At 50.6% G+C, this 23,348-nt stretch carries 8 protein-coding genes, 2 tRNA genes and 7 rRNA genes; 15 read left to right on the top strand and 2 right to left on the bottom strand.

What is annotated here, in order from left to right; translation table 11 throughout:
• Positions 1–55: 55 nt before the first annotated feature.
• Positions 56–622, bottom strand: a complete 567-nt coding sequence (locus tag PTW35_RS16060; protein ID WP_281025824.1) for a Crp/Fnr family transcriptional regulator — start codon at positions 620–622, stop codon at positions 56–58.
• Positions 623–726: 104 nt separating this feature from the next.
• On the bottom strand, positions 727–2,688 hold the full coding sequence (locus PTW35_RS16055) for a bifunctional 2',3'-cyclic-nucleotide 2'-phosphodiesterase/3'-nucleotidase (protein ID WP_281025823.1): 1,962 nt from the start codon (positions 2,686–2,688) through the stop codon (positions 727–729).
• A gap of 411 nt (positions 2,689–3,099) precedes the next feature.
• Between PTW35_RS16055 and cysG the strand changes: the two genes are divergently transcribed.
• The 15 genes from cysG to PTW35_RS15980 all read left to right on the top strand — a co-directional run bounded on the left by cysG (position 3,100) and on the right by PTW35_RS15980 (position 23,105).
• A complete protein-coding gene (gene cysG, locus PTW35_RS16050; protein WP_281025822.1) occupies positions 3,100–4,524 on the top strand; it encodes a siroheme synthase CysG in 1,425 nt (474 codons plus the stop codon).
• A gap of 13 nt (positions 4,525–4,537) precedes the next feature.
• Entirely contained in the window at positions 4,538–5,446 is a 909-nt protein-coding gene (cysD, locus tag PTW35_RS16045; protein WP_281025821.1) for a sulfate adenylyltransferase subunit CysD, read from the top strand.
• A 10-nt stretch (positions 5,447–5,456) separates the two neighbouring features.
• The gene (cysN, locus tag PTW35_RS16040) at positions 5,457–6,887 is read left to right on the top strand and encodes a sulfate adenylyltransferase subunit CysN (RefSeq protein WP_281025820.1); all 1,431 of its coding nucleotides are present in this window, start codon (positions 5,457–5,459) and stop codon (positions 6,885–6,887) included.
• A gap of 6 nt (positions 6,888–6,893) precedes the next feature.
• A complete protein-coding gene (locus tag PTW35_RS16035) occupies positions 6,894–8,621 on the top strand; it encodes an SLC13 family permease (protein ID WP_281027535.1) in 1,728 nt (575 codons plus the stop codon).
• A gap of 24 nt (positions 8,622–8,645) precedes the next feature.
• Positions 8,646–9,266 carry an adenylyl-sulfate kinase gene (gene cysC, locus PTW35_RS16030; protein WP_281025819.1) on the top strand — a complete coding sequence of 207 codons (621 nt, stop codon included), beginning with the start codon at positions 8,646–8,648 and terminating at the stop codon, positions 9,264–9,266.
• Positions 9,267–9,281: 15 nt separating this feature from the next.
• A complete protein-coding gene (gene cysQ, locus PTW35_RS16025; protein ID WP_281025818.1) occupies positions 9,282–10,025 on the top strand; it encodes a 3'(2'),5'-bisphosphate nucleotidase CysQ in 744 nt (247 codons plus the stop codon).
• Between the two features lie 661 nt (positions 10,026–10,686).
• Positions 10,687–12,238 (top strand): 16S ribosomal RNA (locus PTW35_RS16020).
• Between the two features lie 310 nt (positions 12,239–12,548).
• Positions 12,549–15,435, top strand: a 23S ribosomal RNA gene (locus PTW35_RS16015).
• 84 nt (positions 15,436–15,519) lie between these two features.
• A 5S ribosomal RNA gene (rrf, locus tag PTW35_RS16010) occupies positions 15,520–15,635 on the top strand.
• Between the two features lie 334 nt (positions 15,636–15,969).
• A 16S ribosomal RNA gene (locus PTW35_RS16005) occupies positions 15,970–17,521 on the top strand.
• A 310-nt stretch (positions 17,522–17,831) separates the two neighbouring features.
• Positions 17,832–20,718: ribosomal RNA gene (locus tag PTW35_RS16000) — 23S ribosomal RNA — on the top strand.
• Between the two features lie 84 nt (positions 20,719–20,802).
• Positions 20,803–20,918: ribosomal RNA gene (gene rrf, locus PTW35_RS15995) — 5S ribosomal RNA — on the top strand.
• 370 nt (positions 20,919–21,288) lie between these two features.
• Positions 21,289–22,840 (top strand): 16S ribosomal RNA (locus tag PTW35_RS15990).
• The 16S, 23S and 5S rRNA genes sit together here with 2 tRNA genes alongside, the layout of an rRNA operon.
• A gap of 69 nt (positions 22,841–22,909) precedes the next feature.
• Positions 22,910–22,986, top strand: a tRNA-Ile gene (locus PTW35_RS15985).
• Between the two features lie 43 nt (positions 22,987–23,029).
• Positions 23,030–23,105: transfer RNA gene (locus tag PTW35_RS15980), tRNA-Ala, on the top strand.
• Positions 23,106–23,348: the final 243 nt, after the last annotated feature.

The raw sequence follows: 23,348 nt of genomic DNA, 5'->3' as shown, positions 1-23,348 counted from the left end.
ATAAATTAACTCAAAGGCGTTGGCATTAACTTAAGGCAAGTTGGCCTTTGCCGGGCTACTTTTCATTGAGCCTGGCGCGGATACGGCTCAGACTGGTGGCAGTAATACCAAGGTAAGAGGCAATCTGGTAGTCGGCTAGTTGCGCTTCTAACTCGGGGAAGTGTTCGCCAAAGAGGGTATAGCGCTCTTCGGGAGTATGGATGAGCATGAAGCGTTCTTTGTGCTCCTTGAACAGAAGCTGTCTTTCAAGCAGGGCCATATAGAGTCGGGGACAGGTCTCCTTCCATTGCTCGACGAGGGTCAGGGGCAAGGCGAGTATCTGGCTGGCCGATAGGGTTTCTAGCAAATATTCGGAAGGACCAGCGGTCAGCAGGCTTTCAAAGCCAAGGATCAGCTCTTGCTCCCAGTAAAACTCTTTGCTGAACTGGCGGCCCCCAGAGGTTAGGTAGCAAGCATGGCAGACCCCTTCGACAAGAAAGAAGGCCTGGCTCGGTTGCTCGCCTTGGTTGAGCAATATATGGCGGGTTGGTAGCTCCATCGGCTCGGCTAGCGCCAGAGCTTGTTCGACGGCCTGTTTATCGGCGCCATGGTCTTGGAGGTATTGGGTTAGGGCTGTTGTCATTGCATGCTCGCTGGGTTGGGTAACGCATTTGCCGTGGTTTCATCATATCAAAAAAATACCGCAGCCGAGGCTGCGGTATGTTCTAGGGCGACTGGGTTACAGGCTTACTTTTGTAGATCGATACGGTAAACCGCAAAGCCGATTTCGTCAGTACCGGTTTTCTCCATTGGGTATTGCGCTTTCTCCTTGATGAAGCTTGCGGCTTTGTCACCCGGTGAGGTTTCGAAAGTAATGTTTAGCTCTTTCTCACTCTTGAGCGGGGCAAAGCGCCAGTTGTTGTCAGCGCTAGGTGTCACTTCACCCTGCTCTTTGCTGACGCGAGTGATGTAGTCCGCCACAATGGTGCGGTTTTCATCAGGGGAAGCGAAGGCAATGTACTCTTCACCGGTACCGGCAAATTTTCCGCTATAGGCGCGGTAGTTGTTGGTTGCGATGATAAATGGCTGCGCTGGATCCACAGGCTTGCCATTGAAGGTCAGGCCCTGGATACGCTCGGCCTTGTCGTTGATTAACTTGCAGTCGCCGTCGTAGCGGGCAGGCTGGGATACATCGATGCTGTAGTGCACACCGTCGATAACATCGAAGTTATAGGTACGGAAGCCGTCCCAGTTGATCAGGCCCTGCTGTTTGTCGCTGTTAAGATCGATTTGGTTGAATTGGCCGGCAGAGCATTCCAGCCACTCTTTTACTTCTTTACCGGTGACCTTCATTGCCACTAGGGTATTTGGATACAGGTAAAGGTCTGCCGCGTTACGGAAGGTCAGTTGGCCGGATTCTACCTCGGTAAAGTTTGTTGGATCGTTACCGCGGCCGCCGGCTTTGAATGGTGCGGCAGCAGACAGCACAGGAATACCATCTAGATCCGGATCACCTTGGATAAAGCGCTCGACATAATCTTGCTGGGCAAGGCTGACGATTTGCACTGTTGGATCATCCTGTACCAGCGCTAGGAAGCTGTACATCACATCGTTGGCTTTTCCGATTGGCTGATTGACGAACTCACGGGTACCGTCGTGCTCGGCCTTCACCGCCTCAACCATTTTTTCGTCAGCTTCTACGATTGCTTCGCCTTTTATTTTATCGAAAATCGGACGAGCTTCTGTTTGCGCACTGGTCACTGTCCAGCTCTCGCCTTTTTGCTTTAGCACCAAGTCAATCACACCCAGGTGATCCCCCCAGCGACCCGGCATAACCGCAGGGATACCGTTGATGGTGCCTTTTTCCACATCGGTGTTTGGCAGGTTGGCAAAGGCCTTACTAGGGAAGACGGCATGTGAGTGACCGAAGGTGATGGCATCGATACCTTCAACTTCTGTGAGGTAGTAGACCGAGTTCTCGGCCATTACCTTGTAAGGATCTGCTGAGACACCCGAGTGCGGGATGGCAACGATGATGTCAGCACCTTCCGCTTTCATTTGCGGGACAAACTTCTCGGCGGTTTGCTTGATATCTTCAGCCTTGACCTTGCCTTCTAGGTTGCGTTTGTCCCATACCATGATTTGCGGCGGTACAAAGCCGATGTAACCGATTTTAACTTCGTGCTCGGCACCATCGGTGTCCTTGAAGGTGTGGGTTTTGATCACATAAGGGGTAAAGAGGTTCTTGCCGGTCTTCAAATCGTAGACGTTGGCGTTGATGTAAGGGAAGTTTGCCCCTGAGATAGCTTTGTCGAGGAAGTCCAATCCGTAGTTGAACTCGTGGTTACCGATGTTGCCCACTTCGTAGTTCAGCTGGTTCATCGCTTTGTAAACGGGGTGCACGTCACCTGCGCCAAGCCCCTTGGCGGCCATGTAGTCACCCATTGGACTACCTTGGATCAAATCACCGTTATCAACCAAAACACTGTTGGTTACTTCAGACTGGGCTTGCTTTACCAATGTTGCTGTGCGGACCAGGCCGGTTTTCTTGGTCGGCTTGTCTTTGTAGTAGTCATAGTCCATGACATTGGTATGGATATCCGTAGTTTCCAGGATGCGAAGCTTGATGGTGTCTGCTGTAGCCGGACCTGCCATAGCCAGCATGCCGCCCAAAATCGCAATCGATAAGGGTTTGGCTGATAACTTCATAATTTTCTCCATGAGTGTCGGTATAGGAAAGCGTGCATAAGGTAACAAAAACACGTTCAGAATTGCGTATCAGAATAGCGGATATGTGTCATTAATCGCTTTTTTATGCGTATTTTTTTGTCTTATGAAAAACGATTGCGTCATAAAACAACATTTCGGTTACGCCTAAGTCTAGGTCAAAAAGCTATTACTTATTAGTTGTTTGAATCCATCACGGGGGTGAATGGTTTCTTTTCTTATAAAAGTCGACATTTTGCTAATTGGACGAACTTATCTATGTTTTAAAAAGGGAGAAAAGAGAAAAATGTCGAGATAAACATTTTGGAATAAAAAATGAAATTTAAGAATTTCAGGTAATAAAACATCACAACTATAGTGATCCTATCTATGGATTCTTAGGGACATTCTCATATGGACTATCTGCCAATTTTTGCTGACCTCAAGCGCCGGCCATGCTTGGTTGTTGGTGGTAATGATGTTGCTTGGCGCAAGGCGAAGATGCTGCTTAAGGCAGGAGCCGATGTAAAAGTTATCAGTCCGGAGCTGTCGCCTCTTTTCCAACAAGCTGTTACCAGCGGCCAGATTACCTATTTGGGTGAAGATTTTTCACCTGAACATCTTGATGGCATGTTCCTCGCTATCGCGGCTACTGAGCGTAAGGCTTTGAATGCACTGGTATACCAGTCTGCCAACCAGCGGCAGGTCTTGGTCAATGTCGTGGATGACACTCAACGCTGTAGCTTCATTGTTCCGTCCGTTATCGATCGCTCTCCGATCATCGTTGCCGTTTCTTCATCGGGGCAAGCGCCGGTACTGGCAAGGTTGATCCGTGAAAAACTTGAGGCGTTACTGCCACAGCACCTAGGCAAGATGGCAACGATTGCGGGTCGATTCCGTTCTCGCTTAGCTCAAACCGTGACTTCTTTCTCTGCCCGACGCCAGTTCTGGGAGCAAGCCTTCAATGGACGCTTTGCCTCACTAGTCGCTGCAGGTCAGCTTGAGTTGGCCGGGCAGGAGCTGGAGCAGCTTAGCCAAGGTCAAGCCAATCGTGGTGAAGTGGCCTTGATCGGTGCCGGACCGGGTGATGCAGGTTTGCTGACCCTCAGAGCGTTGCAGTTATTGCAACAAGCCGATGTGGTGCTGTTTGATTATTTAGTTTCGGAAGAGGTGATGGACCTAATTCGCCGCGATGCCGAGCGGGTATGTGTGGGTAAGAAGGCTGGATTTCACAGTGTACCTCAGGCCGAGACTAACCGCCTGCTGGTGGAATATGCCTCGCAGGGTAAGCGTGTGGTGCGACTTAAGGGCGGGGATCCTTTTGTCTTCGGTCGCGGTGGTGAGGAGCTGGAAGTGTTGTTCGATCACAATATTCCGTTTGAGGTAGTGCCGGGGATCACTGCGGCGGCTGGTGCGACTGCCTATGCCGGCATTCCTCTAACTCACAGGGATCATGCTCAGACCGCGATGTTCGTCACCGGGCATCTCAAAGCTGGTAGTGACCAACTGGACTGGCAAACCTTGGCGCGGGGTAACCAGACTCTGGTGATTTATATGGGGCTAATGAATGCCTCTGACATCATGCAGCAGCTTATCGAGCACGGCCGCGCAGCCACGACCCCGGTCGCCATTATTGAACGCGGCACTCAGCCAACCCAAAAGATTTACAAAGGCCAGCTCCAAGAGCTGGACGAGTTAGCTCAGCAGGCGGCTTCCCCGGCACTGATTGTGGTCGGGGAAGTGGTCAATCTATCAGAAAAATTACATTGGTTCGGAAAGCAACCACAACCGGCTCATCCCGATATGGATCAGCAAGGTGCCGTGGTGAAACTGGCTTAGCATGGAGAGAGTAATGGACCCGAAACGATTTACCCATTTAAAGCAACTGGAAGCGGAGAGTATTCATATTATCCGTGAAGTTGCTGCCGAGTTTGATAACCCTGTCATGATGTACTCCATCGGTAAGGACTCCTCGGTCATGCTGCACCTTGCGCGCAAGGCTTTCTATCCGGGGAAGATCCCCTTTCCGTTGCTGCATGTCGACACGGATTGGAAGTTCCGGGAAATGATTGAGTTCCGTGACCGGACCGCCAAGAAGTATGGCTTTGAACTATTGGTACATAAAAACCCGGAAGGGTTGGCGATGGGGGTTAATCCTTTTACTCATGGCTCATCCAAGCATACCGATATCATGAAAACCCAAGCCCTCAAGCAGGCGCTGAACAAATACGGTTTTGATGCCGCCTTTGGTGGCGCGCGCCGGGATGAAGAAAAGTCGCGTGCCAAAGAGCGGGTTTACTCCTTCCGTGACCAGAACCACACCTGGGATCCGAAGAACCAGCGTCCAGAGTTATGGAAAACCTATAACGGCCAAATCAACAAGGGGGAAAGTATTCGGGTGTTCCCGCTGTCCAACTGGACGGAATTGGATATCTGGCAATACATCTATCTTGAAGGCATAGAGATTGTGCCCTTGTACCTATCGGCAGTGCGTCCTGTTGTTGAGCGTGACGGCATGCTGATCATGGTCGATGACGACCGGATGAAACTTCAGCCGGGGGAAAAGGTAGAACAAAAGAGTGTACGGTTCAGAACCTTGGGTTGCTATCCACTGACCGGGGCTATTGAGTCGGAGGCTGACACGCTGCCTGGCATTATTGAAGAAATGCTGGTCGCCACTTCCAGTGAGCGTCAAGGGCGGGCAATCGATCATGATCAGTCCGGCTCGATGGAGCTCAAGAAACGCCAGGGATACTTCTAAGGAGAGAATAATGAACAGTGCAATAGAACAACAAGTGGCTGAGCTGGGGATTGAGGCCTATCTCGATCAGCACCAAAACAAATCCTTACTGCGTTTTTTGACCTGTGGCTCGGTGGATGATGGCAAGAGTACCTTGATCGGTCGCCTGCTCCATGACTCCCAGCAGATTTATGAAGATCAGCTTGCCGCGATCCATGCCGACAGTCAGAAAGTGGGCACTACGGGCGATAAGCCGGATTTGGCTCTGTTGGTGGATGGCCTGCAGGCCGAGCGTGAGCAGGGGATCACCATCGATGTGGCTTACCGCTATTTCTCGACCAAGAAGCGCAAGTTCATTATTGCTGATACGCCGGGGCATGAGCAGTACACCCGAAATATGGCAACAGGTGCTTCGACCTGTGATGTGGCGGTGATCTTGATCGATGCCCGTAAGGGTGTGCTAGATCAGACTCGCCGCCATTCCTATATCGCCAGCTTGCTCGGGATCCGGCATTTCATTGTGGCCATCAATAAAATGGATCTAGTGGGCTTTGAACAGGCGCGGTTTGAATCCATCCGTGATGAGTACCTTGCGTTTGCAGAGCAACTCAATCCGCAGCTGGATATTAAGCTGGTGCCGCTATCTGCGCTGGAAGGGGACAATGTGGTTGATCTCAGTGACCAAACGCCATGGTACGACGGCGAATCGCTACTAACCCTGCTCGAATCGGTGGATATTAATGTAGACCGTCAATCGGGTGACTTCCGCTTACCCGTCCAATATGTCAACCGGCCTAATCTGGACTTCCGTGGCTTTGCCGGTACAGTTGCTTCGGGCACGATCAAAGTGGGTGATGCCATCAAAGTATTGCCATCGGGTAAGTATTCTCATGTTGAGCGTATCGTCACCTTCGACGGTGACTTGTCTGAAGCTTTTTCTGGACAGGCCATCACGTTGACGCTGGCGGATGAGATTGATATTAGCCGGGGCGATACCTTAGTCGCTGCAGATAGCGAGGTCTCTTTGGGCAAACACCTTCTGGCCGATATTGTCTGGATGGCAGAAGCGCCGCTTGAAGTGGGGCGGCAATACGACATTAAAGTAGCCGGTAAAAAAACGGTGGGGAGTATTTCTGCTATCCGCCACCAAGTGGACATCAATAACCTTGGCAAGTTTGAGACCGACAGTCTGCCGCTAAATGGTATTGGCTTGTGTGAAGTCATGCTGACAGAATCAATTGCGGTTGACCCTTACCTTCACAGTCCGGATACCGGCGGTTTCATTGTTATTGATCGCCTGACCAATGTCACCGTAGGGGCGGGTATGGTGCGTGAGGCACTTACTGCTGGTTCAGACATCGCATCTGCCTCGGTATCTGCATTTGAAGTTGAACTCAATGCCCTGATCCGCAAGCACTTTCCTCACTGGCAGGCGAAGGACATCGGTAAGTTGCTGGGGTAATTGATGATGCAATGGGAACAAGGAATGGTTCTTGCCATGTTAATGGTGATAGTAACCTGCCTGCTAACAACAAGGATCAAGCCAGCATACCTGTTTGCCGGGGCTGCCTTTATCGGTTTTCAGGCTGGGATGATTGACTTGCCAACCTTGGCTGGCAATTTTACTAATTCCTCTCTATTAACCTTGGTGTTGCTTATCCTTGTTTCTATTGGATTGGAGAAAACCCGTTTGATCAGCTGGGTTGGTAAGCAAATATCGAGTGGGGGACAATCGACGGTTGTTGCTAAACTGGGGTTATCGACCGCCTTTCTTTCCTCCTTTACTAACAACACTGCAGTCGTAGTCTCTTTGATCGGAGCGATCAAGCGAAATCAGCGCCACGCCCCATCGCGTTTGCTGATCCCTCTGTCCTATACCGCCATTCTCGGTGGGACGCTGACGCTAATTGGCACCTCGACAAACTTGATCATTAACAGCTTTGTCGAAGATGCCGGTCTGCCCAGTTTGAGTTTCTTTGCACCCACGACCATAGGTCTGGCGGTGCTGGCGATCGGCCTGTTGATTTTGATCCCGCTAAGTTACCTCCTTCCGATATATGACGAGAATTCGCAAGACGACCTGCCCTATTTTTTGGAGGCCAAAGTTGTCGGTGGCTCTCCTTTGGTAGGAAAAACAGTGGCCGAAAACGGGTTGAGGGCACTGCGTCGGTTGTTCTTGGCGGAAATAATCCGTGATGGGGTGACATTGGCACCTGTTTGCCCGGATACACAGCTCAAAGCGGGGGATACTTTGCTATTTTGCGGTGATGTGGAAAGTGTAACGACCCTGCAGGAAATTAATGGCCTTCAGCTTTTTGGCCAGCATCACCTCAATGGACAGTCCATGCTGGAAGTCATTGTCAGCCACTCAGCCGGGATCCGTGGCAAAACCTTAAAGAGCGTTCAGTTCCGTGAGCGTTTTGATGCGGTGGTGGTGGCAATTCGCCGTGGCCATGAAAGGCTTGCTGGTGGGCTCGGAAACATAGAGCTTCATGCGGGTGATACCTTGGTCGTGGTGCCGGGAAAAACCTTTAATAGTAAAAAGCAGCAACTTAATCGCGAATTTGTCCTGGTAAATGGTTTGGACTCCAGTGCTAGGCTCGATAGCCAAAAGAGCCTCACCGTGCTTTTGGGTTTCATGGTGGTGATTGCTGCAGCGCTGTTGAATGTACTCCCAATTATCAAGGGGCTGGCGGCGTATTTGTTATTGCTGATTGCTTCAGGCGTTGTAACTTTTGCGGAACTGAGGCGCCGCTTCCCCATTGATATTGTCGTGATTGTTGGCTCGGCGCTGTCTCTGGCGCAGTTGATGCTTTCTAGCGGACTCTCGGAACGGATGGGGGAGATGCTGATGATCGGATTTGCCGACTGGGGAATGTATGGTGCGTTGGTTGCTGTTTACCTGCTGACTTTGGTTTTGACGGAGTTAGTAACGAACAATGCGGCGGCAGCATTGGCTTTTCCCGTTGCTTATAGCCTTTCGGTCAGCTATGGCGTTGACCCTATGCCGTTCATCATGGCGATTTTGTTTGGTGCCAGCGCCAGTTTTATTTCTCCCTATGGCTACCAAACTAACTTGCTGGTTTATAGCGTGGGAAATTATCAGCTGAAAGATTATTTGCGTGTCGGACTCCCTATTTCATTGGTGTATTCGGCAGTTGTTCTGGTTTTGATACCACGACTTTTTCCTTTTTGATGATAAATGTAAATGGAGTTAGCTATGACGTCGGCTATTCGTTCGACAAGTAATGACAATATCGTTTGGCATACTCACCAGATAGATAAAGCCCACAGGGCGAAACAAAAGAATCAGCAACCGTGTGTATTATGGTTTACAGGGTTAAGCGGAGCGGGGAAATCGACAATTGCTGGGGCATTGGAGCATCGTTTAGCTGAGATGGGGTACCACACCTATTTACTCGATGGCGATAATGTTCGTCATGGCTTATGTCAGGACCTCGGGTTTTCCACTGAAGATCGCCGGGAAAATATCCGCCGTATTGGTGAAGTGGCTAAGCTCATGGCCGATGCGGGTTTGATAGTGCTGAGTGCGTTCATTTCTCCGCATCGTCATGAACGCCGATTGGTACGTGATATGTTGCCATCGGGAGAGTTTTTGGAAGTCTTTGTGGATACACCGCTGGATGAGTGTGAAAGGCGTGATCCCAAAGGGCTCTATAAAAAAGCCCGAGCAGGAGAGATTAAGCAGTTTACGGGTATTGATTCTGAATATGAGCAGCCATTGAATGCAGAAATTCATTTAGCTGCGGGTAATCAAGATGTCCAAAAGCTCGTAGACCTCTGTGTGGATGCCCTCACAGCACGAAAGATTATTGAATAATGGAAGGAGTGAGGTTTGGGAAATCAGCTTGAGTCGTTGCACCACATTGCCCTTGAGGCTGGTAAGGCCATTATGGCGCTTTACCATACACATGTAGAAGTGACTGAAAAAGCCGATCGTAGCCCGGTGACTGCAGCTGATCTGGCCGCTAATGCGATCATTATGAAAAAGCTGGCATTGTTAACGCCCGATATTCCGATTGTGTCTGAAGAGTCAGCACATACCCCATGGTCAGAGAGAAAAAACTGGCAGACATTCTGGCTGGTGGATCCGCTGGATGGAACCAAAGAATATTTACGAAAGAATGGCGAGTTCACCGTGAACATTGCGCTGATTGAACATGGCCGTCCTGTGTTGGCGGTTGTTCATGCGCCAGTTTTGGAAAAAAGCTGGTTGGGTGACGGTAGTCGGGCATGGAGTGTTATTAATAATGAATGGTCTCTGATCAAGACAAAAGCAACACTACCGCCTGTTATCGTCGGTAGTCGCTCACATCCAAGTCCCGCCTTGGCAGATTTCCTGGCTCAGTTTTCTCAATATCAGATGATGGAAGCGGGGTCATCATTAAAGTTCTGCCTTGTCGCAGAGGGACAAGCGCAGTACTACCCTCGACTAGGGCCTACCATGATGTGGGACACGGCGGCTGGGCAATGTGTTGCTGAAAGTGCCGGGGGACAGGTTAAAACTCTGGAGGGTTTGCCTTTGTCATATCATCGTGAAGATCTGCTTAACCCATTCTTTGTCGTCAGCCACTCATAATAGGCCAACAGTTATTTTCTTAAGGTTGTACCACTCTTCTCTTATTTATTGTCTACGCTTAACGTTGCGTTCCAAAAGTGAAGAGTGGATTTGTTTTTTGGCTATTTTTTGATTTTTTTTAGTGTTTAAGTTCTTTTTGTCATCAACTGGCAAAAAAAGTAAAAAAAACCATTGCCATTAGTTTTCCTCTCCCTATAATGCCGCCTCACCAACGCAGTTACGGCTTCTTAGTAAGCTATTCATAATATGTGGATAACTTGTTGGTGATGAGATCGGTAAGTTTACTTGACAGTTTTGGGCTTGACCTCAGGCTGTAAATATTTAAAATTGCCGGCCTTGCTTGGTGAGGTGTGTTGAGTTCTTCAAAAAAAGAACAATTCCTTCAGTAAGCGTTGTCGATAAAGGGTTTCGAAAAAATTAATTTGAAATTAGTTGTTGACAGCAAGGTTTGCGGTGGTAAGATACGCAGCCTCGACCGGCACGAAGTGTTGAGTCAACGCTCTTTAACAATTTGACCATGCAATCTGTGTGGGCACTCGTGAAATGATAGTCAACAAAAGAATTATCAATGAAACTGAGTGACCAAATCGAATCGCAAGATTCGGCACAGTCAATTCTTACTTAGAAATAAGTAATAACAGTATTCATTGAGCCAAAACTTTAATTGAAGAGTTTGATCATGGCTCAGATTGAACGCTGGCGGCAGGCCTAACACATGCAAGTCGAGCGGCAGCGACATGACTGAACCTTCGGGGGATGTTATGGGCGGCGAGCGGCGGACGGGTGAGTAATGCCTGGGAATATGCCCTGATGTGGGGGATAACCATTGGAAACGATGGCTAATACCGCATAATCTCTTCGGAGCAAAGAGGGGGACCTTCGGGCCTCTCGCGTCAGGATTAGCCCAGGTGAGATTAGCTAGTTGGTGAGGTAAGAGCTCACCAAGGCGACGATCTCTAGCTGGTCTGAGAGGATGATCAGCCACACTGGAACTGAGACACGGTCCAGACTCCTACGGGAGGCAGCAGTGGGGAATATTGCACAATGGGGGAAACCCTGATGCAGCCATGCCGCGTGTGTGAAGAAGGCCTTCGGGTTGTAAAGCACTTTCAGTTGTGAGGAAGGCATTGTCGTTAATAGCGGCAGTGTTTGACGTTAGCAACAGAAGAAGCACCGGCTAACTCCGTGCCAGCAGCCGCGGTAATACGGAGGGTGCGAGCGTTAATCGGAATTACTGGGCGTAAAGCGCATGCAGGCGGCTTGTTAAGCCAGATGTGAAAGCCCGGGGCTCAACCTCGGAATAGCATTTGGAACTGTCAGGCTAGAGTCTTGTAGAGGGGGGTAGAATTTCAGGTGTAGCGGTGAAATGCGTAGAGATCTGAAGGAATACCGGTGGCGAAGGCGGCCCCCTGGACAAAGACTGACGCTCAGATGCGAAAGCGTGGGGAGCAAACAGGATTAGATACCCTGGTAGTCCACGCCGTAAACGATGTCTACTTGGAGGTTGGTGTCTTGAACACTGGCTTTCGGAGCTAACGCGTTAAGTAGACCGCCTGGGGAGTACGGTCGCAAGATTAAAACTCAAATGAATTGACGGGGGCCCGCACAAGCGGTGGAGCATGTGGTTTAATTCGATGCAACGCGAAGAACCTTACCTACTCTTGACATCCAGAGAACTTTCCAGAGATGGATTGGTGCCTTCGGGAACTCTGAGACAGGTGCTGCATGGCTGTCGTCAGCTCGTGTTGTGAAATGTTGGGTTAAGTCCCGCAACGAGCGCAACCCTTATCCTTGTTTGCCAGCACTTCGGGTGGGAACTCCAGGGAGACTGCCGGTGATAAACCGGAGGAAGGTGGGGACGACGTCAAGTCATCATGGCCCTTACGAGTAGGGCTACACACGTGCTACAATGGCGTATACAGAGGGCTGCCAACTTGCGAGAGTGAGCGAATCCCAGAAAGTACGTCGTAGTCCGGATTGGAGTCTGCAACTCGACTCCATGAAGTCGGAATCGCTAGTAATCGTGGATCAGAATGCCACGGTGAATACGTTCCCGGGCCTTGTACACACCGCCCGTCACACCATGGGAGTGGGCTGCACCAGAAGTAGATAGCTTAACCTTCGGGAGGGCGTTTACCACGGTGTGGTTCATGACTGGGGTGAAGTCGTAACAAGGTAGCCCTAGGGGAACCTGGGGCTGGATCACCTCCTTAACGATAGACTGCGTTTGCGCAGTGTCCACACAGATTGCTTGGTGAAATGGTTTTAGAATGAGCAAAAGTGCTAATGAATAACGTCAGTTATTGATTAACGCTTTTGCGTTATGCTCTTTAACAATCTGGAAAGCTGACTAGTAAATTCAATCGATAGATTGATTTATTTTGTTCTTCTTTATGAAGAACGAGTTCTCAAGCAACACACATTCAAGTGTCTTGTGTAAGAGTCCGGCGAAACACAGTTCATCATACTCAGATGAACAACCTTGGTTGTTGAGCCATACGAACAGACCCCTTGGGGTTGTATGGTTAAGTGACTAAGCGTACACGGTGGATGCCTGGGCAGTCAGAGGCGATGAAGGACGTGCTAACCTGCGATAAGCCAAGAGAAGATGGTAAGAATCACTATACTCTTGGATTTCCGAATGGGGAAACCCAGCTGCATAAGCAGTTATCGTAACGTGAATACATAGCGTTGCGAGGCGAACCGGGGGAACTGAAACATCTAAGTACCCCGAGGAAGAGAAATCAACCGAGATTCCGGCAGTAGCGGCGAGCGAACCCGGATTAGCCCTTAAGCTAGTTTTGCGTCAGGTGAATGTGCTGGAAAGCACAGCGATACAGGGTGATAGCCCCGTAACCGGTAGCGCATTATCAGTGAAAACGAGTAGGACGGGACACGTGTTATCTTGTCTGAAGATGGGGGGACCATCCTCCAAGGCTAAATACTCCTGACTGACCGATAGTGAACCAGTACCGTGAGGGAAAGGCGAAAAGAACCCCTGTGAGGGGAGTGAAATAGAACCTGAAACCGTGTACGTACAAGCAGTAGGAGCCCTTCGGGGTGACTGCGTACCTTTTGTATAATGGGTCAGCGACTTAATTTTAGTAGCAAGGTTAACCGATTAGGGGAGCCGTAGGGAAACCGAGTCTTAACTGGGCGTACAGTTGCTAGGATTAGACCCGAAACCAGGTGATCTAGCCATGGGCAGGTTGAAGGTGAGGTAACACTTACTGGAGGACCGAACCGACTAATGTTGAAAAATTAGCGGATGACTTGTGGCTAGGGGTGAAAGGCCAATCAAACCTGGAGATAGCTGGTTCTCCCCGAAAGCTATTTAGGTAGCGCCTCGGACGAATACTACTGGGGGTAGAGCACTGTTAAGGCTAGGGGGTCATCCCGACTTACCAACCCTTTGCAAACTCCGAATACCAGTAAGTACTATCCGGGAGACACACGGCGGGTGCTAACGTCCGTCGTGGAGAGGGAAACAACCCAGACCGCCAGCTAAGGTCCCAAAGTTATAGCTAAGTGGGAAACGATGTGGGAAGGCTCAGACAGCCAGGATGTTGGCTTAGAAGCAGCCATCATTTAAAGAAAGCGTAATAGCTCACTGGTCGAGTCGGCCTGCGCGGAAGATTTAACGGGGCTAAGCTATACACCGAAGCTGCGGCAATGCATTTTATGTATTGGGTAGGGGAGCGTTCTGTAAGCGGTTGAAGGTGCATCGTAAGGTGTGCTGGACGTATCAGAAGTGCGAATGCTGACATGAGTAACGATAAAGGGAGTGAAAAACTCCCTCGCCGGAAGACCAAGGGTTCCTGTCCAACGTTAATCGGGGCAGGGTGAGTCGACCCCTAAGGCGAGGCCGAAAGGCGTAGTCGATGGGAAACGGGTTAATATTCCCGTACTTCTTACTATTGCGATGGGGGGACGGAGAAGGCTAGGTGGGCCTGGCGACGGTTGTCCAGGTTCAAGGGTGTAGGCTGTAATCTTAGGCAAATCCGGGATTACTTAAGGCTGAGACCCGATGTCGAGGCACTACGGTGCTGAAGTCATTGATGCCATGCTTCCGGGAAAAGCCTCTAAGCTTCAGATAGTAAGGAATCGTACCCCAAACCGACACAGGTGGTCGGGTAGAGAATACCAAGGCGCTTGAGAGAACTCGGGTGAAGGAACTAGGCAAAATGGTACCGTAACTTCGGGAGAAGGTACGCTGCCGGCGGTGAAGAGACTTGCTCTTGGAGCTGCTGGCAGTCGCAGATACCAGGTGGCTGCAACTGTTTATTAAAAACACAGCACTGTGCAAAATCGAAAGATGACGTATACGGTGTGACGCCTGCCCGGTGCCGGAAGGTTAATTGATGGGGTTAGACTTCGGTCGAAGCTCTTGATCGAAGCCCCGGTAAACGGCGGCCGTAACTATAACGGTCCTAAGGTAGCGAAATTCCTTGTCGGGTAAGTTCCGACCTGCACGAATGGCGTAATGATGGCCACGCTGTCTCCACCCGAGACTCAGTGAAATTGAAATCGCAGTGAAGATGCTGCGTACCCGCGGCTAGACGGAAAGACCCCGTGAACCTTTACTACAGCTTGGCACTGAACATTGACCCTACATGTGTAGGATAGGTGGGAGGCTTTGAAACCAGCACGCCAGTGTTGGTGGAGCCGTCCTTGAAATACCACCCTTGTAGTGTTGATGTTCTAACGTCGCCCCGTTATCCGGGGTGCGGACAGTGCCTGGTGGGTAGTTTGACTGGGGCGGTCTCCTCCCAAAGCGTAACGGAGGAGCACGAAGGTGGGCTAATCACGGTCGGACATCGTGAGGTTAGTGCAATGGCATAAGCCCGCTTGACTGCGAGAATGACGGTTCGAGCAGGTGCGAAAGCAGGTCATAGTGATCCGGTGGTTCTGTATGGAAGGGCCATCGCTCAACGGATAAAAGGTACTCCGGGGATAACAGGCTGATACCGCCCAAGAGTTCATATCGACGGCGGTGTTTGGCACCTCGATGTCGGCTCATCACATCCTGGGGCTGAAGTCGGTCCCAAGGGTATGGCTGTTCGCCATTTAAAGTGGTACGCGAGCTGGGTTTAGAACGTCGTGAGACAGTTCGGTCCCTATCTGCCGTGGGCGTTGGATGATTGAGAGGGGCTGCTCCTAGTACGAGAGGACCGGAGTGGACGAACCTCTGGTGTTCGGGTTGTGTCGCCAGACGCATTGCCCGGTAGCTAAGTTCGGAATCGATAACCGCTGAAAGCATCTAAGCGGGAAGCGAGCCTCAAGATGAGTCATCCCTGAACCTATAAGGTTCCTGAAGGGTTGTTGGAGACTACGACGTAGATAGGCAGGGTGTGTAAGCGTTGTGAGGCGTTGAGCTAACCTGTACTAATTGCCCGTGAGGCTTAACCATACAACACCCAAGGGGTTTTAACGGACTCCATGAGCACTTGAATGTAGTGCGAGAACATCAGCTTTCGAGATTGTAAGAATTTTGCTTGGCGACCATAGCATTATGGACCCACCTGATCCCATGCCGAACTCAGCAGTGAAACGTAATAGCGCCGATGGTAGTGTGGGGCCTCCCCATGTGAGAGTAGGACATCGCCAGGCTTCCAATTTATTTTCACTTTTAAAAAGTGAAGACAAATAGGGCACTTGCTTACAACGTAAGCAAGTCACCATAGAGCTTTAAGTTTTCTTAGAGTTTTATGTTGACTTTCAAAGTGAGTAGCGTATTATACGCGTCCTGCTTAAGTGCTAAGGCACTGAAAGGCAATATGTTCTTTAACAATTTGACCATGCAATCTGTGTGGGCACTCGTGAAATGATAGTCAAAAAGAATTATCAATGAAACTGAGTGACCAAATCGAATCGCAAGATTCGGCACAGTCAATTCATTCATTACTTCGGTAATGGATTAACAGTATTCATTGAGCCAAAACTTTAATTGAAGAGTTTGATCATGGCTCAGATTGAACGCTGGCGGCAGGCCTAACACATGCAAGTCGAGCGGCAGCGACATGACTGAACCTTCGGGGGACGTTATGGGCGGCGAGCGGCGGACGGGTGAGTAATGCCTGGGAATATGCCCTGATGTGGGGGATAACCATTGGAAACGATGGCTAATACCGCATAATCTCTTCGGAGCAAAGAGGGGGACCTTCGGGCCTCTCGCGTCAGGATTAGCCCAGGTGAGATTAGCTAGTTGGTGAGGTAAGAGCTCACCAAGGCGACGATCTCTAGCTGGTCTGAGAGGATGATCAGCCACACTGGAACTGAGACACGGTCCAGACTCCTACGGGAGGCAGCAGTGGGGAATATTGCACAATGGGGGAAACCCTGATGCAGCCATGCCGCGTGTGTGAAGAAGGCCTTCGGGTTGTAAAGCACTTTCAGTTGTGAGGAAGGCGTTGTCGTTAATAGCGGCAGTGTTTGACGTTAGCAACAGAAGAAGCACCGGCTAACTCCGTGCCAGCAGCCGCGGTAATACGGAGGGTGCGAGCGTTAATCGGAATTACTGGGCGTAAAGCGCATGCAGGCGGCTTGTTAAGCCAGATGTGAAAGCCCGGGGCTCAACCTCGGAATAGCATTTGGAACTGTCAGGCTAGAGTCTTGTAGAGGGGGGTAGAATTTCAGGTGTAGCGGTGAAATGCGTAGAGATCTGAAGGAATACCGGTGGCGAAGGCGGCCCCCTGGACAAAGACTGACGCTCAGATGCGAAAGCGTGGGGAGCAAACAGGATTAGATACCCTGGTAGTCCACGCCGTAAACGATGTCTACTTGGAGGTTGGTGTCTTGAACACTGGCTTTCGGAGCTAACGCGTTAAGTAGACCGCCTGGGGAGTACGGTCGCAAGATTAAAACTCAAATGAATTGACGGGGGCCCGCACAAGCGGTGGAGCATGTGGTTTAATTCGATGCAACGCGAAGAACCTTACCTACTCTTGACATCCAGAGAACTTTCCAGAGATGGATTGGTGCCTTCGGGAACTCTGAGACAGGTGCTGCATGGCTGTCGTCAGCTCGTGTTGTGAAATGTTGGGTTAAGTCCCGCAACGAGCGCAACCCTTATCCTTGTTTGCCAGCACTTCGGGTGGGAACTCCAGGGAGACTGCCGGTGATAAACCGGAGGAAGGTGGGGACGACGTCAAGTCATCATGGCCCTTACGAGTAGGGCTACACACGTGCTACAATGGCGTATACAGAGGGCTGCCAACTTGCGAGAGTGAGCGAATCCCAGAAAGTACGTCGTAGTCCGGATTGGAGTCTGCAACTCGACTCCATGAAGTCGGAATCGCTAGTAATCGTGGATCAGAATGCCACGGTGAATACGTTCCCGGGCCTTGTACACACCGCCCGTCACACCATGGGAGTGGGCTGCACCAGAAGTAGATAGCTTAACCTTCGGGAGGGCGTTTACCACGGTGTGGTTCATGACTGGGGTGAAGTCGTAACAAGGTAGCCCTAGGGGAACCTGGGGCTGGATCACCTCCTTAACGATAGACTGCGTTTGCGCAGTGTCCACACAGATTGCTTGGTGAAATGGTTTTAGAATGAGCAAAAGTGCTAATGAATAACGTCAGTTATTGATTAACGCTTTTGCGTTATGCTCTTTAACAATCTGGAAAGCTGACTAGTAAATTCAATCGATAGATTGATTTATTTTGTTCTTCTTTATGAAGAACGAGTTCTCAAGCAACACACATTCAAGTGTCTTGTGTAAGAGTCCGGCGAAACACAGTTCATCATACTCAGATGAACAACCTTGGTTGTTGAGCCATACGAACAGACCCCTTGGGGTTGTATGGTTAAGTGACTAAGCGTACACGGTGGATGCCTGGGCAGTCAGAGGCGATGAAGGACGTGCTAACCTGCGATAAGCCAAGAGAAGATGGTAAGAATCACTATACTCTTGGATTTCCGAATGGGGAAACCCAGCTGCATAAGCAGTTATCGTAACGTGAATACATAGCGTTGCGAGGCGAACCGGGGGAACTGAAACATCTAAGTACCCCGAGGAAGAGAAATCAACCGAGATTCCGGCAGTAGCGGCGAGCGAACCCGGATTAGCCCTTAAGCTAGTTTTGCGTCAGGTGAATGTGCTGGAAAGCACAGCGATACAGGGTGATAGCCCCGTAACCGGTAGCGCATTATCAGTGAAAACGAGTAGGACGGGACACGTGTTATCTTGTCTGAAGATGGGGGGACCATCCTCCAAGGCTAAATACTCCTGACTGACCGATAGTGAACCAGTACCGTGAGGGAAAGGCGAAAAGAACCCCTGTGAGGGGAGTGAAATAGAACCTGAAACCGTGTACGTACAAGCAGTAGGAGCCCTTCGGGGTGACTGCGTACCTTTTGTATAATGGGTCAGCGACTTAATTTTAGTAGCAAGGTTAACCGATTAGGGGAGCCGTAGGGAAACCGAGTCTTAACTGGGCGTACAGTTGCTAGGATTAGACCCGAAACCAGGTGATCTAGCCATGGGCAGGTTGAAGGTGAGGTAACACTTACTGGAGGACCGAACCGACTAATGTTGAAAAATTAGCGGATGACTTGTGGCTAGGGGTGAAAGGCCAATCAAACCTGGAGATAGCTGGTTCTCCCCGAAAGCTATTTAGGTAGCGCCTCGGACGAATACTACTGGGGGTAGAGCACTGTTAAGGCTAGGGGGTCATCCCGACTTACCAACCCTTTGCAAACTCCGAATACCAGTAAGTACTATCCGGGAGACACACGGCGGGTGCTAACGTCCGTCGTGGAGAGGGAAACAACCCAGACCGCCAGCTAAGGTCCCAAAGTTATAGCTAAGTGGGAAACGATGTGGGAAGGCTCAGACAGCCAGGATGTTGGCTTAGAAGCAGCCATCATTTAAAGAAAGCGTAATAGCTCACTGGTCGAGTCGGCCTGCGCGGAAGATTTAACGGGGCTAAGCTATACACCGAAGCTGCGGCAATGCATTTTATGTATTGGGTAGGGGAGCGTTCTGTAAGCGGTTGAAGGTGCATCGTAAGGTGTGCTGGACGTATCAGAAGTGCGAATGCTGACATGAGTAACGATAAAGGGAGTGAAAAACTCCCTCGCCGGAAGACCAAGGGTTCCTGTCCAACGTTAATCGGGGCAGGGTGAGTCGACCCCTAAGGCGAGGCCGAAAGGCGTAGTCGATGGGAAACGGGTTAATATTCCCGTACTTCTTACTATTGCGATGGGGGGACGGAGAAGGCTAGGTGGGCCTGGCGACGGTTGTCCAGGTTCAAGGGTGTAGGCTGTAATCTTAGGCAAATCCGGGATTACTTAAGGCTGAGACCCGATGTCGAGGCACTACGGTGCTGAAGTCATTGATGCCATGCTTCCGGGAAAAGCCTCTAAGCTTCAGATAGTAAGGAATCGTACCCCAAACCGACACAGGTGGTCGGGTAGAGAATACCAAGGCGCTTGAGAGAACTCGGGTGAAGGAACTAGGCAAAATGGTACCGTAACTTCGGGAGAAGGTACGCTGCCGGCGGTGAAGAGACTTGCTCTTGGAGCTGCTGGCAGTCGCAGATACCAGGTGGCTGCAACTGTTTATTAAAAACACAGCACTGTGCAAAATCGAAAGATGACGTATACGGTGTGACGCCTGCCCGGTGCCGGAAGGTTAATTGATGGGGTTAGACTTCGGTCGAAGCTCTTGATCGAAGCCCCGGTAAACGGCGGCCGTAACTATAACGGTCCTAAGGTAGCGAAATTCCTTGTCGGGTAAGTTCCGACCTGCACGAATGGCGTAATGATGGCCACGCTGTCTCCACCCGAGACTCAGTGAAATTGAAATCGCAGTGAAGATGCTGCGTACCCGCGGCTAGACGGAAAGACCCCGTGAACCTTTACTACAGCTTGGCACTGAACATTGACCCTACATGTGTAGGATAGGTGGGAGGCTTTGAAACCAGCACGCCAGTGTTGGTGGAGCCGTCCTTGAAATACCACCCTTGTAGTGTTGATGTTCTAACGTCGCCCCGTTATCCGGGGTGCGGACAGTGCCTGGTGGGTAGTTTGACTGGGGCGGTCTCCTCCCAAAGCGTAACGGAGGAGCACGAAGGTGGGCTAATCACGGTCGGACATCGTGAGGTTAGTGCAATGGCATAAGCCCGCTTGACTGCGAGAATGACGGTTCGAGCAGGTGCGAAAGCAGGTCATAGTGATCCGGTGGTTCTGTATGGAAGGGCCATCGCTCAACGGATAAAAGGTACTCCGGGGATAACAGGCTGATACCGCCCAAGAGTTCATATCGACGGCGGTGTTTGGCACCTCGATGTCGGCTCATCACATCCTGGGGCTGAAGTCGGTCCCAAGGGTATGGCTGTTCGCCATTTAAAGTGGTACGCGAGCTGGGTTTAGAACGTCGTGAGACAGTTCGGTCCCTATCTGCCGTGGGCGTTGGATGATTGAGAGGGGCTGCTCCTAGTACGAGAGGACCGGAGTGGACGAACCTCTGGTGTTCGGGTTGTGTCGCCAGACGCATTGCCCGGTAGCTAAGTTCGGAATCGATAACCGCTGAAAGCATCTAAGCGGGAAGCGAGCCTCAAGATGAGTCATCCCTGAACCTATAAGGTTCCTGAAGGGTTGTTGGAGACTACGACGTAGATAGGCAGGGTGTGTAAGCGTTGTGAGGCGTTGAGCTAACCTGTACTAATTGCCCGTGAGGCTTAACCATACAACACCCAAGGGGTTTTAACGGACTCCATGAGCACTTGAATGTAGTGCGAGAACATCAGCTTTCGAGATTGTAAGAATTTTGCTTGGCGACCATAGCATTATGGACCCACCTGATCCCATGCCGAACTCAGCAGTGAAACGTAATAGCGCCGATGGTAGTGTGGGGCCTCCCCATGTGAGAGTAGGACATCGCCAGGCTTGAATTACGGATAAGCCCGCTGGGTTCAGCGGGCTTTTCTTTCGCTCCGACTGATTGCAATGTGAGCGACGTCAACAGAAGGTTTTTACTTTTTCGCCAACTGCGAAAAAAGATGAAAATTTTGTCTTGACTGGATATCAGAAACGCGTATTATACGCCTCCTGACTTGCTGAGACGCGAAGTGCCAAGGCATTGAAAGTCAACGTTCTTTAACAATTTGACCATGCAATCTGTGTGGGCACTCGTGAAATGATAGTCAAAAAGAATTATCAATGAAACTGAGTGACCAAATCGAATCGCAAGATTCGGCACAGTCAATTCATTCATTACTTCGGTAATGGATTAACAGTATTCATTGAGCCAAAACTTTAATTGAAGAGTTTGATCATGGCTCAGATTGAACGCTGGCGGCAGGCCTAACACATGCAAGTCGAGCGGCAGCGACATGACTGAACCTTCGGGGGACGTTATGGGCGGCGAGCGGCGGACGGGTGAGTAATGCCTGGGAATATGCCCTGATGTGGGGGATAACCATTGGAAACGATGGCTAATACCGCATAATCTCTTCGGAGCAAAGAGGGGGACCTTCGGGCCTCTCGCGTCAGGATTAGCCCAGGTGAGATTAGCTAGTTGGTGAGGTAAGAGCTCACCAAGGCGACGATCTCTAGCTGGTCTGAGAGGATGATCAGCCACACTGGAACTGAGACACGGTCCAGACTCCTACGGGAGGCAGCAGTGGGGAATATTGCACAATGGGGGAAACCCTGATGCAGCCATGCCGCGTGTGTGAAGAAGGCCTTCGGGTTGTAAAGCACTTTCAGTTGTGAGGAAGGCATTGTCGTTAATAGCGGCAGTGTTTGACGTTAGCAACAGAAGAAGCACCGGCTAACTCCGTGCCAGCAGCCGCGGTAATACGGAGGGTGCGAGCGTTAATCGGAATTACTGGGCGTAAAGCGCATGCAGGCGGCTTGTTAAGCCAGATGTGAAAGCCCGGGGCTCAACCTCGGAATAGCATTTGGAACTGTCAGGCTAGAGTCTTGTAGAGGGGGGTAGAATTTCAGGTGTAGCGGTGAAATGCGTAGAGATCTGAAGGAATACCGGTGGCGAAGGCGGCCCCCTGGACAAAGACTGACGCTCAGATGCGAAAGCGTGGGGAGCAAACAGGATTAGATACCCTGGTAGTCCACGCCGTAAACGATGTCTACTTGGAGGTTGGTGCCTTGAGCACTGGCTTTCGGAGCTAACGCGTTAAGTAGACCGCCTGGGGAGTACGGTCGCAAGATTAAAACTCAAATGAATTGACGGGGGCCCGCACAAGCGGTGGAGCATGTGGTTTAATTCGATGCAACGCGAAGAACCTTACCTACTCTTGACATCCAGAGAACTTTCCAGAGATGGATTGGTGCCTTCGGGAACTCTGAGACAGGTGCTGCATGGCTGTCGTCAGCTCGTGTTGTGAAATGTTGGGTTAAGTCCCGCAACGAGCGCAACCCTTATCCTTGTTTGCCAGCACTTCGGGTGGGAACTCCAGGGAGACTGCCGGTGATAAACCGGAGGAAGGTGGGGACGACGTCAAGTCATCATGGCCCTTACGAGTAGGGCTACACACGTGCTACAATGGCGTATACAGAGGGCTGCCAACTTGCGAGAGTGAGCGAATCCCAGAAAGTACGTCGTAGTCCGGATTGGAGTCTGCAACTCGACTCCATGAAGTCGGAATCGCTAGTAATCGTGGATCAGAATGCCACGGTGAATACGTTCCCGGGCCTTGTACACACCGCCCGTCACACCATGGGAGTGGGCTGCACCAGAAGTAGATAGCTTAACCTTCGGGAGGGCGTTTACCACGGTGTGGTTCATGACTGGGGTGAAGTCGTAACAAGGTAGCCCTAGGGGAACCTGGGGCTGGATCACCTCCTTAACGATATGACTGCGTTTTATGCAGTGTCCACACAGATTGCTTGGTTAATAGTAAAAGACATACGGTATCGGGTCTGTAGCTCAGGTGGTTAGAGCGCACCCCTGATAAGGGTGAGGTCGGTGGTTCAAGTCCACTCAGACCCACCACTTCTTCTCCCAGAGGATGTGGTGACGGTATCGGTATTTCGATGGGGCTATAGCTCAGCTGGGAGAGCGCCTGCCTTGCACGCAGGAGGTCAGCAGTTCGATCCTGCTTAGCTCCACCACTCTCTAAAAACATTCTTGTGAGTGTGTTTAGAAAGTGGATGTCGAAAGACAAACACATGCTCTTTAACAATCTGGAAAGCTGACTAGTAAATTCAATCGATAGATTGATTTATTTTGTTCTTCTTTATGAAGAACGAGTTCTCAAGCAACACACATTCAAGTGTCTTGTGTAAGAGTCCGGCGAAACACAGTTCATCATACTCAGATGAACAACCTTGGTTGTTGAGCCATACGAAAGACCT

The organism is Photobacterium sp. DA100, assembly GCF_029223585.1.
GTDB lineage: Bacteria > Pseudomonadota > Gammaproteobacteria > Enterobacterales > Vibrionaceae > Photobacterium.
The sequence above is the reverse complement of the archived record's forward strand: the minus strand, read 5'-3'. Positions and strand labels throughout refer to the sequence as shown.